General features: G+C 74.6%; 13 protein-coding genes. 6 read left to right on the plus strand and 7 right to left on the minus strand.

Annotation, left to right across the window (positions count from 1 at the left end):
• Positions 1-7: 7 nt before the first annotated feature.
• Both D581_RS0113075 and D581_RS0113080 read left to right on the plus strand, forming a co-directional pair.
• A complete protein-coding gene (locus D581_RS0113075) occupies positions 8-724 on the plus strand; it encodes an antibiotic biosynthesis monooxygenase (protein WP_018957665.1) in 717 nt (238 codons plus the stop codon).
• 123 nt (positions 725-847) lie between these two features.
• Positions 848-2,344, plus strand: coding sequence for a hypothetical protein (locus tag D581_RS0113080; RefSeq protein ID WP_018957666.1), 1,497 nt, complete (start codon positions 848-850; stop codon positions 2,342-2,344).
• 81 nt (positions 2,345-2,425) lie between these two features.
• Here the strand turns inward: D581_RS0113080 and D581_RS0113085 are convergent, their stop codons facing one another.
• Positions 2,426-4,786, minus strand: a complete 2,361-nt coding sequence (locus tag D581_RS0113085) for a protein kinase domain-containing protein (protein ID WP_018957667.1) — start codon at positions 4,784-4,786, stop codon at positions 2,426-2,428.
• Positions 4,783-7,173, minus strand: coding sequence for a protein kinase domain-containing protein (locus D581_RS0113090; protein ID WP_018957668.1), 2,391 nt, complete (start codon positions 7,171-7,173; stop codon positions 4,783-4,785). Before D581_RS0113090 ends, D581_RS0113085 begins: the two co-directional genes overlap by 4 nt.
• A gap of 467 nt (positions 7,174-7,640) precedes the next feature.
• Between D581_RS0113090 and D581_RS0113095 the strand changes: the two genes are divergently transcribed.
• Positions 7,641-9,230: a TROVE domain-containing protein gene (locus tag D581_RS0113095; protein WP_018957669.1), complete on the plus strand. Its 1,590-nt coding sequence runs from the start codon at positions 7,641-7,643 to the stop codon at positions 9,228-9,230.
• An 85-nt stretch (positions 9,231-9,315) separates the two neighbouring features.
• Entirely contained in the window at positions 9,316-9,540 is a 225-nt protein-coding gene (locus D581_RS1000000141265) for a hypothetical protein (RefSeq protein ID WP_032752687.1), read from the plus strand.
• 108 nt (positions 9,541-9,648) lie between these two features.
• On the opposite strand, the gene D581_RS0113105 is transcribed toward D581_RS1000000141265, so the two are convergent.
• From D581_RS0113105 to D581_RS0113115, 3 genes are all read right to left on the minus strand, one after another.
• On the minus strand, positions 9,649-10,887 hold the full coding sequence (locus D581_RS0113105; protein ID WP_026290471.1) for a TerD family protein: 1,239 nt from the start codon (positions 10,885-10,887) through the stop codon (positions 9,649-9,651).
• Positions 10,888-10,962: 75 nt separating this feature from the next.
• A complete protein-coding gene (locus tag D581_RS0113110) occupies positions 10,963-11,184 on the minus strand; it encodes a hypothetical protein (RefSeq protein ID WP_018957671.1) in 222 nt (73 codons plus the stop codon).
• A gap of 139 nt (positions 11,185-11,323) precedes the next feature.
• Complete coding sequence (locus D581_RS0113115) at positions 11,324-12,133, minus strand: NAD-dependent epimerase/dehydratase family protein (protein WP_018957672.1); 810 nt, start codon at positions 12,131-12,133, stop codon at positions 11,324-11,326.
• Positions 12,134-12,342: 209 nt separating this feature from the next.
• Between D581_RS0113115 and D581_RS0113120 the strand changes: the two genes are divergently transcribed.
• Together D581_RS0113120 and D581_RS0113125 are read left to right on the plus strand one after the other, a co-directional pair.
• Positions 12,343-13,347 (plus strand): 5-dehydro-4-deoxyglucarate dehydratase, encoded by a 1,005-nt coding sequence (locus tag D581_RS0113120; protein ID WP_018957673.1) that lies wholly within the window; start codon positions 12,343-12,345, stop codon positions 13,345-13,347.
• Entirely contained in the window at positions 13,344-14,519 is a 1,176-nt protein-coding gene (locus D581_RS0113125; RefSeq protein ID WP_018957674.1) for a hypothetical protein, read from the plus strand. Before D581_RS0113120 ends, D581_RS0113125 begins: the two co-directional genes overlap by 4 nt.
• On the opposite strand, the gene D581_RS0113130 is transcribed toward D581_RS0113125, so the two are convergent.
• Complete coding sequence (locus D581_RS0113130) at positions 14,505-15,851, minus strand: MFS transporter (protein WP_018957675.1); 1,347 nt, start codon at positions 15,849-15,851, stop codon at positions 14,505-14,507. The two genes, D581_RS0113125 and D581_RS0113130, sit on opposite strands and share 15 nt — an antisense overlap.
• A gap of 148 nt (positions 15,852-15,999) precedes the next feature.
• A complete protein-coding gene (locus D581_RS0113135; protein ID WP_018957676.1) occupies positions 16,000-17,451 on the minus strand; it encodes a peptidoglycan D,D-transpeptidase FtsI family protein in 1,452 nt (483 codons plus the stop codon).
• Positions 17,452-17,476 lie beyond the last annotated feature (25 nt).

Raw genomic sequence — 17,476 nt, forward strand, 5'->3', positions numbered from 1 at the left:
ACCCGCCATGACCACGCACCTCACCGACCGCCCCGACCCGGCCCGCGCCGATGCCCGGATCGCCAAGGCCAGCACCTGGAACGTCGGCACACCGCAGCGGCAGCGAGAGGCCGTCGACGCCATCCGGAAGGCATGGGAGAGCCGGGAGTGGCCGCACCCCGGACTGCTCTCCTACAGCGTCTACGCGAGGGAGGACGGCGCGACCCTGCTGCACTACTCCCAGTGGACCGGCGAACAGGCCTACCAGGACTTCGTACGGGAGAGCCGTGACGCCCGCAACGCCGAGATCGACGCCGCCGTCCCCGGCATCGAACGCCTCGGACTGCGCACCTACGAGCTGTACCGCTCCAGCCTCCGGGCCGAGGGCGACACCCGGGAGACCGGCAGCCTCGTCATCGTGGACGTCGAGTTCGACGGGCCCGACCCGGCCCGCCAACGTGCCTGGGTGAACACCGTGTTCGAGGCGCTCGGCGAAGAGGCCGGTCTGCCCGCCGGCGGCATCTCCGCGCACTTCCACGTCAGCACCGACGGCACCCGGGTCCTCAACTACGCCGAGTGGGAGAGCGCCGACCACCACATCGCCGCCCTCGCCGAACCCGGAGAGGGCGTCGGCTCCCCGTCCCCGCGCTGGGAACGCGTCCAGAACTACCCGGGCATGACCGCCGGCGGCGGCGTGCACCGCCACACCCCCGTGCTCAGCTTGGAGCCGGGCGCGGGCGCATAGGGGTGCGGCGGGGCGATATGTGGCGAAGCGGCGGGCGGTACGCGGCGCATTGCGTCTAGGCTTGGGCGGCCGAACCGCGTACGCACTCCGTATGCCCCGAGCACGCACCGAGGAGAACCCCCGATGTCCGCAGAGCGCCCTTCCCTGCCGCCGGTGCGGCTGAACACCGAGGCCGAACTGGCACGGGACGCGCTCGCCGCTCCGCTGTTCGTCCGCGCCGTGAAGCTCGCCCGCTGGGCGGGCCCGGACACCCGGGTCGGGGCCGGCGGCGAACTGGTCGAGGACCAGCTTCCCGCAGCCGCCGAGCACCTCGCCCTCCCGGCGGACGAGGACGGCGCCGCGTACGCCAGCGAGGCCTGGCGGCTCGCCGTGGACACCGGCCTCCTCGACGTCACCGACCCCGAGGAGAGCGCGGACGGCGAGGGCACGGACGGCGAGGGCACGGACGGCGAGGGCACCGTCACCACCGGCGAGAACCTGGCCCTGCTCACCGGCGGCTCCCCGCAGGACGTCCTGTCCATCTGGCTCGACGGTCTCGACGCCGTGCACGCCGACGCCACCGCGCCCGTCCTGGACGACTTCGCGGACCTCGTCGGCGAGGACGGCTCGATCGACTTCGACGCCCTGGAGTGGGACCCGGAGGCCGAGGCGGAGTTCCTCGACGGCGTCCTCGGCAACCTCTACCTGCTCACCCTCGCGGACAACGGCGCGGGCGAGGGACCGGTCCCGCTGCCCGCCCTCGCCGCGTCGATGATCGTCCCCGACGACATGGGCGAGCCCACCGACGACATCCTGGAGCAGGTGTCCGAGGCGATGATGCGCCTCGACGACCAGTTCCGGCTCCTCGAACCCATCGGGATCGTCGAATACCACCCGGTCGACGAGGCGTTGCTGGTCGAGGAGGGCGAAGCCGCGGACGACTCCGCCGCCGGGGCCGACGACGAGGACGTCACCCGGTACGGCATGGTCAAGCTCACCCCCCTCGGCCTGTACGGCATCCGGGCCCGGATGCTGGAGGCCGGGGTGGACGCCCCCGCGGTCGGCGACCTCGCCGGCAAGGGCGCCGACGTCCTCCTCGACGGCATCGCCCACTACCCGGAGCCCGCCGCCCGCGCCGAGGTCAAGCTCTGGCTCGCGGGATACGGCGCGGAGGGCGCGGTGGCCGCGGCGGCCGAGCTGCTGGCCGCCGCGCGCGGCACGGACGAGGGCGCGCCGCTGCGCCGCCTCCACTGCCAGCAGGCCCTCGCCCTGGCCGGCCCCGGGGCGGAGCCCGCCGTACGCGCGGTGCTCGGCGACCCGGAGCTGGGCGGCCTGGCCCGCGTCTGGCTCGCGGAGCGCGGCGCGGCCGACGTGCCCGCCCCGCCGGAGGACATGATCTTCTGGCTGGCCATCGACACGATCGCCGCCCAACTGGACGCGGACGGCGAGCTGGACGAGCTCCAGGGCCTGGTCGAGGGGCTCTCCGCGCAGCACAGCGGCTTCTTCGACGAGGTCTGGCGCGTCGACCACCCGGCCACCGCCGATGTGCTGGAGGCCATGGGCCGGCTGCACAGCGACAAGAGGGCGGCCAAGGACGCCCGCAAGGCGGCGTTCAAGGCCCGCTCGCGCGCGGGCGGTTGAGGGCCTGTGCGCACCGGGCTCGGAGCAGCGCTCAGCCGAAGAGCTCTGCTCCTACCGAGCGGCCGTCAGTAGTTCGCGGCCTCAGGAGCCCCGCCTCGGCGCAGCCGTGTGGTTGTACGCCCGTACCGCCTTCGTGCCGACGCGGGCGTACCAGCCGGACGGGTCAGCGGCGAGGTCCCGGACGTCGGTGACCCCCCAACCGTGCTGCACCGTGCCCCGGTTCACGTCCAGGGCCCGGCACAGCTCGCCCGTCGCCGCGTACACCGTGCCCCCGGTCACCACCGGCGGCACCTGGCCGACCCCGCCGAGCGTGGCCGCCCAGCGCTCCTCGCCGCTGCGAAGGTCGAGGCACTGGAGGACCCCCGCCCGCGCCCAGTGGAGCAGCGCTCCGCCGGACGTCACGGGAGCCCGGATGCCGCCCGTGCCCGCGGGCCAGCTGGTGTCCAGCCCCACCGTCCCCGCCGACCAGAGCGACCGGCCGGTGGCGGGCGCGTAGGCGTGGACCCGGCCCCCGGTGGTCAGCAGCACCGTGGAGCCGGCGGCGGCGAGCGCGCTGGAACCGGAACGCGGCCCGTCCTTCAGCGTGCCGGTGGCCAGGCGGCCGCCATCGCGCGCCCGCAGGAAGTGCAGGGTGCCTCCGACGCCGAGCAGGACGAAGCAGCCCGCCGTCGGCACCGCCGTCAGAGCGACCGCCGAACCCTCGAACTCCTCGTACGACCAGCGAAGTTCACCGCTGACCGCGTCGACGCACCGGATGTTCCCCCCGTCCGCGTCGGCCAGCAGCACCGACCGGTCCAGCACGGCGGGCGGCCGGACCTCCGTCGTGCCCCCGGTCCAGCGCCGCGCACCGGTGCGCAGGTCCACGGCGTTCAGCGTCGGTGCGTCGCCGTCCGCCGCGAAACCGGAGACCAGCACCCCCGAGGCGATGGCGAACCACAGCGGGGCCGGACGCTCCGTGGGCGTACCGAGGGGTTCGCCCGTCGCCAGATCGAGGGCGCCCACGCCCACATCGGCCGCCGCCAGCACCGAACCGGACACCCCCCACTGCGCGGGGGCGTTCTCCTCGGCGCGGGCCAGCCATCGGCGTCCGGCCTCGCGGGCCCGCCGCGCGGTGACGTATCCGCCGCCGCTGCCGGTGACCCCGGCATCGGGTACGGCGACGCCGTGCACCAGCAGCGAACTCCCGGCCGACCGCAGCGCGTCCACGGTCGTGCCGTCGAACGCGGGGGCCAGGGTCCAGCGCAGGGCGCCCTGCCCGGCGCTCCCCGGCCGGATCCTCAGGGGATCCTCGACCCGCTCCTCCCGCCCGGCCCCGCTCCGGATGGCCGCGTACGTGACGAGCGAGGCGAGCCCGCCGCCCCCGGCCAGCAGCAGACCGCGCCGGGTGAGCTCTCCGCGTCGGACCGCCGGGCTTCTCACCACGGGCGGCGGTGGCAGGACGGACAACGGGCGGGTGCGGGCCGGGGCCGGTGCCGCGGCGGTCGGGGCCGCCCCCGGCGTGCCGGGTGGAGCGGCGGGCTCTTCGACGGGCTGCTCGGCCGCCCCGCCCAGGACCAGCGTGCGCAGCGGCTCCGTGCGCCACCACAGTGCCGGATGCGGATCAGTGGTGGCCCGCAGGACCTGGTCCACCGTCGGACGCAGGCCGGGATCCTTCTCCAGGCAGGCCGTCACCACCTCCCGTACCCCGTCGGGTACGCCGGCGAGATCCGGGTCCTCGTGGACGGCCCGGTAGAGCAGCACCGCCGGGGTCGCCGAGCCGAACGGGCTGCCTCCGGTGGCGGCGAACACCAGCACCGCCCCGAGCGCGAACACATCGGCCGCCCCGGTCACCGTCACGCCGCCCACCGCCTCCGGGGACTCCGCGCCTCCGGTGACGACCGCCCCGGTGATCTGCTCCGGGGCTATGAACCCCGGGGTGCCGACGAGGTCGCCCGCCCCGGTCAACCCGTGGTCGCTGATCGCGCGGGCGATCCCGAAGTCGATGACCCGGGGTCCGTCGGCGGTGATCAGCACGTTCGACGGCTTGAGGTCGCGGTGGACGAGCCCCGCCCGGTGGACGGCCTCCAGCGCCTCGGCGAGGGCCGCGCCCAGGGACCGCACGGCGGAGGGCGCCAGTGGTCCGGTCGCCGCCACCGCGTGCCGCAGTGTGACACCCGGCAGGTAGGCGGTGGCGAGCCAGGGCCGGGAGGACTCCGGGTCCGCGTCGAGCACCGCGGCCGTGTGCGCCCCGGTCACCGCGCGGGCGGCGGCGGCCTCGCGGCGGAACCGTTCACGGAAGTGCGGGTCGGCCGCCAGGTGTTCGTGCACCGTCTTCACCGCGACGGTCAGCCCGCCGGGCGTCCGGCCCAGGTAGACGGTACCCATGCCTCCCGCCCCGAGCCGGCCCAGCAGTCGGACGGAGCCGAGCCGCTCGGGATCGCCCGGGAGCAGGGGGCCGGTCACGCGGACTCCGGTCCGGTGAACGTGTGAAGGGTCCCGCCGGCACAGACGTGGAGGAGACCGCCGCCGGCGGCGGCGACGAAGGGCCCGTCCTCCTCGACGGGGACCGACCACAGCCGGCGCTCGCGGAGGGCGTCGAGGGCGTGCACCCCCCAGAACGCGCCCTCCCCGGGCCTCTCCTCGCGGCCCGGCTCCGGCCCGGTGGCGTACAGGGCGCCGTCCGCCACCAGCGGCGGCCCGCTGCCGATGCCGCCGTCGTCGGAGGCGAGTCGCCCGACATCCCGGCGCTTCCAGCGGACCCGCCCGTTCCGGGCGTCGAGCGCGGTGACCCCGCCCCCCGTCGCGGCGTGCACCACGCCACCGGTCGCCGTGGGCGTGACCGTCGGCGCCCCTTCGATGGCCCGGTGCCAGGCGGTGCGCCGGGCCGCCAGATCGATCGCGACGACCCGGCTGCCGCGCGCGTAGTACCGGGTGCCGGAGGCGCCGGGGTGGGCGTGCGGATACGGGGCGCCGCCAGGTATCTCCGGCTCCGGCCGCGGTGCCGCGCCGGTGGTCCGCAGCACGAACAACGGTTCCTCGGCGGGGGCCGCGGAACGGGTCGGGAGGCGGAGTCCGACGGCCAGCCGGCCGCCCGCCGCGTCGATGCCGGTCACCGCGGCCCTCGTCCCCTCGTGGAACCAGGGGGCCTCTCCCGTACGTGAGTCGAACCCGTAGGCGCGCCAGGGACGATCGCCCAGGGAGCGCTTCGTCCACAGGGAGGCGTCGGAGGCGTAGGAGACCAGGGCCGTCGTCCCGCCGTCGAAGGCGAGGAACGCCGACGGGCCGTCGGGTGCGGTGGATGTCCGGGTACCGGGCGGCCGGTCCGGCAGGGCCGACCAGCGCCGGTTGCCCGTCCGGGCGTCGAGGACGAGGAGTTCCGGTGCGAAGAGCAGCCCGGAGAGCAGCAGGTGCACCTGGTCCCCGAGCGGCCGGACGGCCGTGACGTCCCGCGCCGGAAACCGCCAGCGCACCGCACCGGTGGCCGCGTCGAGCGCGGTCACCGCGGCTGCGTCCGTGACGAGGAGCGCGCCGCCGTGGCGCAGCACCCGGCCGGACGGGCCGAGGCCGCCGACGGTCCTGGTCCACAGCAGACGTCCCCGGGCCCAGCGGGCCTTCGGCGCCGGTGAGGCTCCCCGGTCGCCGGTCGGGCCGTCCTGCTCGGTGCGCCGGAGCAGAGCCGCGCCGCCGAGAAGACCGCCTACCGTCAGGAGCGCGGCCCCGCCGAACGCGAGCAGCCGCCGCCTGTCCGGACCCCGGCCCGGCTCACCGTCGTGCGGGACGGCGTCCCGCGGCTCGACCACGGGACGGGTCCGGTGGGGTACGGCGTCCGCCGGGGGGTGCTTGGCGCCGGTGGAGGAGGGGGCGGGTACGGCGTCGGCCGGAGTGCTACCGGTGTCCGCCGCGCCGACCGGGGTGCCGGCCTCGTGCACGTCGTCCGCGCCGGCCGGGGTGCCCGCGTCGTCCAGGCTGGTGTTCGCGGCGTCCGCCACCAGCGCCGCGACCCTGTTCTCGTGGTCGCGGACCAGGCCGGCCACCGGGTTCCGCTCCCACCACGCGTCGGCCGGGGACCGCTCCGCGCACCAGTCCAGGACGTCGGCCACCGCGGGACGCCCGGCCGGGTCGCCCGTCAGACAGGAGCCGAGGAACGCGCGCCACTCGCCGGTCGGGGCCCCGTCCAGATCGGCCTCGCCCCGCATCGTCCGGTACAGCACCTGGTGCGCGGGTCCGGAGCCGAAGGGCGGTCGGCCCGTCGCCATCCGGGCGAGCAGCGCCGCGAGGGCGAACACATCGGCGGCGGGGGACGGCTCGTCGTCGGCCGCCAGCAGTTCCGGGGCGATGAACCCGGGCGACCCGATGACCTCCCCGGTCCCTGTGAGGGTCTCGTCGGCCGCCCGCCGGGCGATGCCGAAGTCCAGGACCTTCGGGCCGCCCCGGGTGAGCACCACGTTCGACGGCTTCAGGTCGCGGTGGACCAGTCCGGCCCGGTGGATGCTCGCCAGCGCCTCCGCGAGCGCCGCCCCCAGCCCGGCCAGCGGCCCCGCGCGCAGCGGCCCGAGCGCCCGGGCGGCCTGGGTGAGCGTCGGCCCCGCACAGAACTCGGTCGCCAGCCACGGCCGTACGGCGTCGGGACCGGAGTTCAGCACCGCGGCGGTGAACGGACCGGCGACCGCCCGCGCGGCGAGCGTCTCGCGCCGGAACCTCTCCCGGAACAGCGGGTCGGCCGCGAGGTGTTCATGGACGGTCTTCACCGCCGCGAGCCGCCCCGACGCCGTCCGGGCCAGGTGGACCCGCCCCATGCCGCCCTCACCGAGCAGCGCCACGATCCGGTATCCCGCGACGACCCGCTCCATGCCGTGCGTCCCCCCTTTTTTTGTGCTGTCGGTCCGGGGGCAATCACCGCAGGCCCCTCCTGTGCGACGCCCGCGCCCTCCGGTTCGGTTGCGTCCCCGGGGGCCCGTCGCGTTCTCGCCGGGACCGGGCAGGGGCCGGGATCGGGGCCGGCGAAAATCCTTCGCGTGCGACCGGACCGTTCCCTAAGGTCATGGACATGCACCTCCCGGTGCGAAGGCGGCGGCTCCTTCCTTTCCCGAAATGTGCCGCAGCCACTGATGATCTCGGGAGGCGCGAGCGCCGGGGTGCCCGGTGCGCAGGCGACGGATACTTCTGGATCAGAGGGTCGCGGGTTCGAGTCCCGCCCGGCTCCGGCCGGTAGCTCAGTCGGTCAGAGCATCTGACTGTTCTCCGTCGCCGACTCCTGATCTCGGGCACCCCGTTCCGCCGCCGCGTCCTTCCCCAGGAATTCGGGGGAATTCTTCTCATGGCCCGTTTCAACCTCCGTACCCACAGGTCCCGGCCCGCCGGTTCCGTGCCCACCTCGCCCGTCGCGACGACCGGCGCGCTCGCGCCCAACCACCAAGGCGGCACCGGGCACGCGCGCGACGCCCGCTCCGAACTCTTCCTGCTCGCCGTCGCCAACTTCGTGGCCCAGGACACCTACTACGAGGGCGGGGACCAGCGCGACGACCGGTTCGCCGCGCTCGTGCGCCGCCTCGCCGTGGAGGACCCCACCTGGACCGCGGGGCTGCTCCACTGGCTGCGCCGCGACGGGCGGATGCGGACCGCCTCGCTGGTCGGCGGCGCGGAGTACGTGAAGGCGCGGCTGTCCGCAGGCTGCACCGGGGGACCCTCGAACCGCCAGGTCATCGACTCCTTACTGCTGCGGGCCGACGAGCCGGGCGAACTGCTCGGCTACTGGACGCTCCGCTACGGGCGAGCCCTGCCCCAGCCCGTGAAGCGGGGCATCGCCGACGCCGTGCGCCGGCTCTACACCGGACGGGCTCTGCTGAAGTACGACACCGCGTCCAAGGGCTACCGCTTCGGCGACGTACTCAATCTCGTGCACGCCGCGCCCGACCCCGCCAAGCCCTGGCAGGGCGAGCTGTTCCGGTACGCGCTGGACCGCCGGCACCGGCCGGAAACCGCCGTGCCGCCCGCAGCCGACCGCACTCTGAGCGCCCACCGGGAGCTGATGGAACTGCCGGTCGCCGAACGTCGCACCGTCGTCACCGGAGCCGGCGGCGCGGAGCGGCTGGCCGAGGCCGGCCTGACCTGGGAGGCGCTGGCGGGCTGGCTGCAGGGCCCGATGGACGCGGCGGCCTGGGAGGCGGTGATCCCGTCGATGGGCACCATGGCGCTCGTCCGGAACCTCCGCAACTTCGACGAGGCCGGTGTGCGGGACGAGGTCGCGGCGAGCGCCGCGGCCCGGATCAGCGACCCGGAAGCCGTCGCCGCGTCGGGTCAGTTCCCCTTCCGCTACCTCGCCGCGTACCGGCACGCGCCCTCGCTCCGCTGGGCCCACCCGCTGGAACGGGCCCTCGGGCACTCGCTGGGCCAGGTACCCGCGCTGCCGGGCCGCACCCTGGTCCTGGTCGACCGGTCCGGGTCGATGGGCGCGCCGCTCTCCGAGCGCTCCCGGCTGAACCGGGCCGACGCCGCGGCCGTCTTCGGCGCGGCGCTGGCGCTGCGCTCCGCCGACGCTGACCTGGTGCAGTTCGGCACGGGCAGCGCGCCGGTGGCCTTCCGCAGGGGTGAGTCCGTGCTCCGGGTCCTGGACCGCTTCGGGAACCTGGGCGGCACGAACACGGAGGAGGCGGTGCGACGGCACTACAGGGACCACGACCGGGTACTCATCGTCACCGACGAGCAGGTCGCGTACACGCGCCGTGGCGGCGCGACCCACAGCGTTCCGGACACGGTGCCCGTCTACACCTGGAATCTGGCCGGATACCAGCTTGGCCACGCCCCGTCCGGCGGGGGAAACCGCCACACGTTCGGGGGTCTTTCCGACGCTGCGTTCCGCATGGTTCCGCTGCTGGAGGCGGGAGGAAGCGCTGACTGGCCGTGGTGAGCGCTGATTACGAATCCGGCACGTCTGGGGCCTTGGGCACCGACGGGCATGGCGTAGGGCCTTCGCAGGGCGCATACTCGACTTAATGAAACAGTCAGCCCGGCGTCACCTGCCTTCCAGTCCCTTCAACCGCCCGGCCCAGGAGGCCCCACCGGTCGAATGCTTCGATGTGGGCGACAGGGTGTCGCACGACCAGTTCGGGCTCGGCAGGATCCTTGCTGTCGAGGGCGACAACGATGCAGTCCTCATCGACTTCTCGGGGCGACAGGGAAGGATCCTGAGCCCGTACTCCAAACTGACCAAGCTCTGAGACGCGAGACGAGCACGAGCAGCGTCCGCCTTCTCCGGATCCGGGGCGCCTGAATCACTTCAGGCGCCCCGGACTCCGTTGCGGCCCTCCGGAGAGGGCCCACGGCGGCTACAGGGACTTGGCGGCGGGCTTGACCATGCCCCGCACGGTGCGCGACTTCACGAACTCGCCCATCCCCGTCATCTCCCACTCGCCGGTGAACTGCTTGATGAGCTTGGCCATCATCACGCCGGTCTGCGGCTCGGCGCCGGTGAGGTCGAAGCGGACCAGCTCCTCGCCGGACGCGTCGTCGATCAGCCGGCAGTAGGCCTTGGCCACCTCGTTGAACTTCTGGCCGGTGAACGAGTTCACCGTGAAGACCAGGCCGGTCGCCTCGGCGGGGATCCGGCCGAGGTCCACCATGATCACCTCGTCGTCGCCCGCGCCCTCACCGGTGAGGTTGTCGCCGGAGTGCTTGATCGCCCCGTTCAGGATGGTCAGCTTGCCGAAGTAGCAGCTGTCCAGGTGGTTGCGGTTGGGGCCGTAGGCGATCACCGACGCGTCCAGGTCGATGTCCTTGCCGCGGAACGCGGGCTCCCAGCCCAGGCCCATCCTGACCCGCGAGAGCAGCGGGGCGCCGCCCTTGACGAGGGACACCGTCTGGTTCTTCTGGAGGTTGACCCGGCCCTTGTCCAGGTTGATCTTCCCGGAGCCCGCGGGCGCGGCGGGGGCCGCCGGGGGAGCGGGCGGGGCGGCCGGAGCGGGCGGGGCGATCCGCGGGTCGACGGGGGCGGCGACCGGAGCGACGGGGGCGGCGGCGACCGGGGCGGGGGCCGTCGGAGCCGGAGGGGCGACCGGGGCCGCGGGCTCCTCGACCGAGACGCCGAAGTCCGTGGCGATCCCGGCCAGCCCGTTCGCGTACCCCTGGCCGACCGCGCGGGCCTTCCAGGCCCCGTTGCGCAGGTAGATCTCGATGATCACGAGCGCCGTCTCGGCGCCCAGCTGCGGCGGGGTGAAGGTGGCGAGCGCGCTGCCGTCGTCCGCGTTGCGCACGGTGGCGGTGGGCTCGACGCCCTGGAAGGTCTGGCCCGCGGCGTCGGGGCTCGCGGTGACGACGATCTTCTCGATGCCCGGCGGGACGGCCGCGGTGTCCACCACGATCGCGTCGGGCGCGGAGCCCCCGCCGGAGCGGTAGGTCACGCCGGGGCCCGAGGGCTGGTTGTAGAAGATGAAGTCGTCGTCGGAGCGCACCTTGCCGTCGGCGGTGAGCAGCAGGCCCGAGACGTCGAGCCGCACCGGAGCGGCGACGTCCACCGCCACGCGGGCGGCGGAGAGAGGGATGTTCGAGCCGGGGGTCATTGCGGTCATGCACGGGGTAACGAACGACCCGGCTTTGCCGTTCCCTTACCTTCGGCCGTCCGGAGGACGGTCGTCGGAGGGCGCTCAGCGGCGGTTGCGCGGGTGGTCGCGGGCGGTGCGCTCGTTGCCGTGCTTGTACGCACCGGTCCAGCGCGCCATCACCAACTGGGCGTCGCCCGAGCCCACCTCGGCCAGGAACTTCTCCGCCCGGCCGCCGCGCAGGGTGCCCGCGGGGCGGCCGTGGTGGGTGATGGTGACGCTCTGGTCGCCGTGCTGTTCGTACTGGAATCCTGAAGGTCTCGGCATGGCCCGCATCCTGCCCGGCCCGCCGCGTCCCCGTCGCCCGGATTTCCGCCGCCCGGTCCCCGCCGCGCCCCCGTCGCCCCGATTTCCGCCGCCCGATCCCCGCGGCGCCCGTGTCGCCCGGATTTCCGCCCCCGGCGGCTCAGTGCGGCCAGATCGGCGGGTCCGTCGCGAAGTGGCCTCCCACGCGGGCGTGCGCCGGGTTGTCCGGGTCCAGCTCGCCCTGCTCGGCGACGAGCTTCGCCGCGTACGGCTCCGAATCGTCCCTGGGCCGGTAGCCCAGCGCCCGCGCCGGTGCCAGGTCCCACCACAGGCGGGTGTTGGCGGAGGATCCGTAGACGACGGTGTGCCCCACGTCCTCGGCGGTGAGAGCCGCGTGGAACAGCCGTGCCCCGTCGCCGGGGCTCATCCAGACCGACAGCATCCGCACCGAGGTGGGCTCGGGGAAGCAGGACCCGATGCGCACCGAGACCGTCTCCAGCCCGTGCCGGTCCCAGTAGAGCTGGGCCAGGTCCTCGCCGAAGCACTTCGAGAGCCCGTAGAAGGTGTCGGGGCGGCGGGGGGCGTCCAGGGGGATCGGCGGATCGCCCGGAGCCGGGCGCGGGGTGTGACCGATGACGTGGTTGGAGGAGGCGGACACGATACGCCGGACGCCCTCCTCGCGGGCTGCCTCGTAGAGGTGGTGCGTGCCCTGGATGTTGGCGCGGAGGATCTTGTCGAACGTGGACTCCAGCGAGATGCCCGCCAGGTGGATGACCGCGTCCACCCCGCGCACGGCCTCGCGCAGCGCCTCCCGGTCGTTCAGGTCGGCGGTGATCGCCTCGGGCGCGCCCTCCACCGGGACCAGGTCGAGCAGCCGCAGGTCGTATCCGTACGCGGGCAGCAGCTCCCGCATCAGGGTGCCGAGGCCGCCTGCGGCGCCGGTGAGCAGGACGGTACGGGGAGCGGTCATACGGGGGTCTCCTCGGGGCGTACGCGGGGTGCTGTGCGCAATCCTGGCTGACATTCACATGCGTGGACAAACTAGGGAGGTGGGGCGAGGCGCGTCAAGAGTCCGCGTCCGCCTTGACCTGCCATCGGAGGCTGCCTTAGCGTTGCGCTGTTCAGAAATATGGACATCGATCAGAATTGTGCACGCCTGAACCTGCTCAGGGAGCGCCCGTGACCTCAGCCCCCCTCGCCGCCCGGCTCAGCGAAGTCCCCGGGCCGCTCTTCTTCCCCGTGACCGCGTTCGGGCCGGACGGCGCCGTCGACCTCGACGTCTTCCGCGCCCATGTGCGCGCGGGGATCGACGCCGGAGCCGCCGCGGTCTTCGCCTGCTGCGGTACGGGCGAGTTCCACGCGCTGACCCCCGAGGAGTTCCGCATCGCCGTCGCCGCCGCCGTCCAGGAGACGGCCGGACAGGTCCCCGTCCTCGCGGGGGCCGGCTACGGCACGGCGCTCGCCGTCCAGTACGCGCGGGCCGCCGAGGAGGCCGGTGCGGACGGACTCCTCGCCATGCCCCCCTACCTCGTCGTCGCCGGCCAGGAAGGGCTGCTGAACCACTACGCGGCGCTCGCGGCCGCCACCGGACTGGAGACGATCGTCTACCAGCGCGACAACGCGGTCTTCACCCCCGAGACGGTCGTCGCCCTGGCCCGCACCCCCGGCATCATCGGGCTCAAGGACGGCCACGGCGACCTCGACCTCATGCAGCGCATCGTCAGCGCGGTCCGCACCCACCGGCCCGACGGCGACTTCCTCTACTTCAACGGACTGCCCACCGCCGAACTCACCGGCCCCGCCTACCGGGGCATCGGCGTCACCCTCTACTCCTCCGCCGTCTTCGCCTTCGCCCCGGACATCGCCCTCGCCTTCTACCGGGCCCTGGACTCCGGCGACGACGCGCTGGTCGACGGGCTGCTCGACCACTTCTACCGGCCGCTCGTCGAACTGCGCGCCAAGGGCCACGGGTACGCCGTCTCCCTGGTCAAGGCCGGAGTCCGGCTCCAGGGCCTGGACGTCGGCGAGGTACGCACCCCGCTCACCGAACCGACCGCCGCACACGTCAAGGACCTCATCGAGATCATCGCGAGCGGCCGCGCCCTGCTGGAGGAACGTGCGTCGCAGGAGCGCGCGTCGCAGGAACAGGGCACCCCGGCGGGCCGGGCAGGGGGCGGGGCGTGAAGGCGGGCGCGTTCCTCTACCCATGGGACGTCGTCGGGGACCCGGACGCCGCCGCCCGGATCGCGGACCTCGGCGTCCGGCAAGTCACCCTGGCCTCCGCCTACCACGCCACCCGGGCCCTGACCCCCCGCCACCCCGCCCACCGCGTCGTCACCGCCGAGCACGCCGCCGTCCTCTACCCGCCGGACCCGGACCGCTGGGCGGGGCGGGCCCTCGCCCCGTACCGCCAGAGCTGGACGGCCGGCGACGATCCGTACGGGGAAGCCGCGGGCGCGCTGGCCGCCGCCGGTCTGGAGGTGCACAGCTGGGTGGTCCTCGCCCACAGCTCGCGGCTCGGCGCGGAGCACCCGGACACCTCGGTGGTCAACGCCTACGGGGACCGCTACCCCTGGGCCCCCTGCATCGCCCGCCCCGCCGTGCGCGCGTACCTCGTGGACCTGGCGGCCGAGGCCGCCGCCCGCCCCGGCACGCACGGGACCGAACTGGAGTCCTGCGGCTGGTACGGCTTCGCCCATCTGCACGCCCACGACAAGGTCGCAGGCGTGGGCCTCGGCGAGGCGGCGCAGTACCTCTTGTCGCTGTGCTTCTGCCCGGTGTGCCGCGAGGGGTACGGGGAGGCGGGCGCCGACCCCGGCGACCTGTCCGCGGCCGTCCGCCGTGCCCTGGGGCCGACCTGGTCCGGCGCCGGCTCCCCGGAGTCCGGCCGGGACGGCATCGGGAAGCTGCTCGGACCCGAGCTCGCGGACGCCACCCTGAGGTGGCGGGGCCGGGTCGCCCGCACGTTCCAGGAGGCGGCCGTCGCGGCGGTACGGGACGCGGCCCCGCCCGGCTTCCAGGTGCTGCTGCACGCCGACCCCGTCCCGTACCGCACCGGGGCCAACGTCGGCGTCGACGCGGACCACATCCTGGCCGTGGCCGACGGCGTGGTGCTGCCCTGCACCGGACCCGACGGCGCCCGGGAAGCGGTCCTCGGCCCGTTCGCCGGCCGGGGCGGAGTACGCGCCGCCAACTTCGGGATCGTCACCGGGATGGGCGGCAGCCCACGCACCCTGGAGCGCGACGCGGCCCACGCCGCCTCGCTCGGCGCGGACCAACTGCGCCTGTACCACGCGGGACTCGCCTCGGGCCCGGACCTGGAGGCGGTCGCCGCCGCGCTCTCACGGCTGGGGTGAGGAGGGGCCGGGCTCCCCCGGGGGCCCGGACTCCCCTGCGGGGCGGGACGCCGGCGCAGGGGCGGATCCGGACGGCGACGCGGGGCCGGGTGCCGGCGTGGAGGCGGGCGGTGACGCGGGGGCGGATGCCGGCGTGGGGGCGGTGCGGCGCCGCACCGCCCCCGCCGCCAGCAGGGCCGCGGCCAGCAGCCCCGCCGCCCCGGCGGTCGCCGTCAGCACCCGCACGTCCACCACCGCGACGAGCCCCGCCCCCGCCGCCAGGGCCACCGCGTTGGGCGCCGTCATCAGCGAGCCCGCCGTCGCCGCCGTCCGCCCCAGCACCGCGTCCGGCGTCTCCCGCTGCACCGCCGTCATCGTCGCGATCAGCACGCACGGCAGGCCGAACCCGATCGCCGCGCTCGCCGCCAGGGCCACCCCGTCGTGCGGCAGCGTCCGCGCGCCCACCGCCAGCCCGAACAACGCCATCCCGCCCGCCGCGAAGACCCGCTCCCACAGCCGGCGCAGCAGCGGCCCCACCAGCAGCCCCACCGTCACGGAACCGGCGCCCTGCACCGCGTACAGGACCCCCGCGTACTCCGGCGTCCGGCCGAGCACGTCATCGACGTAACCGAACGTCACGGTCCCGTTGACCCCCGCCAGCAGCATCGTCGCCGCCCCCGCCGCCACCAGTGGGCGGAGCACGGCCGAGGCGCGTATCCGCCGCAGCCCGGCGAGGAGTTCACCGCGCCACGCCCCCACCGGGGGCCGCGGAGCCTCCCGTACCCGGAGCCGCGCGAAGATCAGGGCGGCCAGGGCGCACGTCGCCGCGTCCAGCAGCGCCACGGCCGGGCCGCCGAACCGCGCGTACAGCCCGGCGCCCGCCAGCGGGGCGACCAGCTTCATGCCCTCGTTGGCCGTCGTCCGCAGCCCGTTGAAGTCCGCCAGCAGCGAGGCGTGCACGGTCCCCGCGACGAGCGCCGACTCCGCCGCGTCGAGCAGGACGCCGCTCGCCCCGTAGAGGACCAGCACCACGAAGACCAGCCAGACGGCGCTGCCCGAGTCCACCAGCACCAGCGTGACCAGCAGAGCGGCCATCGCCAGGTTGACCCGGACCAGCAGCTTCTTCCGGTCCATCCGGTCCGCGAGCGCGCCGAGCGCGGGCCCGGCCAGCACCGGGACCCACATCGCGCACACCGTCAGCGCCGCCAGACTGTTCGACCCGGTCAGCGACTTGACCCAGATCCCCGCCGTGAGCCACATCGCGGACGTACCGAACCCCGAGACGACCACCCCCGCCAGATACCGCCCCGCCGTCGGGTCCCGCAGGACCCGCACCACCGCCGGACCGCCCATGCCGCCCCGCCCTCCGCCTCGTGCCCCGCGACCCGCCCGTGCGGGCCCTGCGGCTCATGCTGCGGAGTAAGGCGGCGCGGCGGCATCGGGCGGATGACCTAGGCGCATCGCCCCGGGAAGGGGACCAGGGCGGCGGCCGCCCCTCAGGTCATTGCTCCAGCGCCGCCCGCATCGTCTTCTGCGCGATCGGCGCGGCCAGCCCGTTGCCGCTGATCTCGGAGCGCGCCGCCCCCGAGTCCTCCACGATCACCGCAACGGCGACCTCCTTGCCGCTGTCGCGGTCCTTCGCGTACGAGGTGAACCAGGCGTACGGGGTACTGCTGTTGTCCACGCCGTGCTGCGCGGTGCCCGTCTTGCCGCCCACCTCGGCCCCGGGAATCCGGGCGTTGGTGCCGGTGCCCTCCTCGACGACCGTCACCATCGCGCTCCGCAGCTGCTCGGCGGTCGACTCCTTCACCACCCGCTCGGTGTCGCCGTCGGCGGTCTCCTCCAGCACCGTGCCGTCCCCGTCGGTCACCCGGGAGACCATGTGCGGCGCGGCCAGCTCACCGCCGTTGGCGAGGGCCGAGGTGACCATCGCCATCTGGAGCGGGGTCGCGGTGACCTCGAACTGGCCGATCCCCGTCAGCGCCGTCTGGGCCTTGTCCATACCGGTCGGGTAGACGCTCTTCGCCGCCCGTACGGGGACGTCCAGCTTCTCGGTGTCGAACCCGAACGCGTCCGCCATCTCCTTGACCTCGTCCTGGCCGAGGTCGGCCGCGGCCTTCGCGAAGACGTTGTTGCAGGAGTACTGGAGCGCGGTGCGCAGGGTCGCGTTCTCGCAGGGGGCGGACGCGTTCTCGTTGGGGAGCACGGTGGTGGTGCCGGGCAGGGTGTACGGGTCGGGGCTCTCGGTGCGCTCGTCGACCGAGCCGTACAGCCCGTTCTCCAGCGCGGCCGCCGCGACCACCAGCTTGAACGTGGAGCCCGGCGGCAGCGGCTGCCGCATCGCCCGGTTGACCAGCGGCTTGTCCGGGTCGTCCAGCAGGGCCTGCCAGGCGTCCTGGTCCGCCGTCCCGCTGATCGTCGAGGGATCGTAGGAGGGGGTGGAGACCATGCCGAGGATCCGGCCGGTCTTCGGGTCGATGGCCACCGCCGCGCCCTTGGTTTCGCCGAGTGTCTCGTAGGCCGCCTTCTGGACGTCGGGGTCGATCGTCGTCAGCACGTTGCCGGGGTCGGCCTGCCCGCCGGTGAGCAGGTCCTTCGGGTCCTTCAGCCGGTCGTCCGTGCCGTCCAGGACGTCGCCGTAGATGCCTTCGAGCTGGTTCGCCCCGTACGCCTGAGAGCTGTAGCCGGTAACGGGCGCGTACAGCTCGCCCTGGGGGTACGTGCGTTTGTACCGGAGGTCGCCGCCACTGGTCCCCTTCGATCCGGTGACCGGCGAACCGGCCACGATGATGTCCCCGAGCGGCTGCGCGTACTGCGCGATGGTGTTCCGCCGGTTGTGCTCGTGGTCTGCGAGCGCCTCGGCCTGGAAGCCCTGCACCCACGTCGCCCGCACCAGCAGGGCGAGCACCATGAGCAGACAGAAGACCGAAGCGCGCCTGATTGTCTTGTTCATCCCGCTGGAGGGACGAGCGGGCGCG

It is taken from the genome of Streptomyces sp. CNB091 (assembly GCF_000377965.1).

Coding starts and splice junctions, on each gene's coding strand:
- D581_RS0113075 (WP_018957665.1), top strand. CDS start 8: ATGACCACGCACCTCACCGACCGCCCCGACCCGGCCCGCGCCGATGCC.
- D581_RS0113080 (WP_018957666.1), top strand. CDS start 848: ATGTCCGCAGAGCGCCCTTCCCTGCCGCCGGTGCGGCTGAACACCGAG.
- D581_RS0113090 (WP_018957668.1), bottom strand. CDS start 7,173: ATGGAGCGGGTCGTCGCGGGATACCGGATCGTGGCGCTGCTCGGTGAG.
- D581_RS0113095 (WP_018957669.1), top strand. CDS start 7,641: ATGGCCCGTTTCAACCTCCGTACCCACAGGTCCCGGCCCGCCGGTTCC.
- D581_RS1000000141265 (WP_032752687.1), top strand. CDS start 9,316: ATGAAACAGTCAGCCCGGCGTCACCTGCCTTCCAGTCCCTTCAACCGC.
- D581_RS0113105 (WP_026290471.1), bottom strand. CDS start 10,887: ATGACCGCAATGACCCCCGGCTCGAACATCCCTCTCTCCGCCGCCCGC.
- D581_RS0113110 (WP_018957671.1), bottom strand. CDS start 11,184: ATGCCGAGACCTTCAGGATTCCAGTACGAACAGCACGGCGACCAGAGC.
- D581_RS0113115 (WP_018957672.1), bottom strand. CDS start 12,133: ATGACCGCTCCCCGTACCGTCCTGCTCACCGGCGCCGCAGGCGGCCTC.
- D581_RS0113130 (WP_018957675.1), bottom strand. CDS start 15,851: ATGGGCGGTCCGGCGGTGGTGCGGGTCCTGCGGGACCCGACGGCGGGG.
- D581_RS0113135 (WP_018957676.1), bottom strand. CDS start 17,451: ATGAACAAGACAATCAGGCGCGCTTCGGTCTTCTGTCTGCTCATGGTG.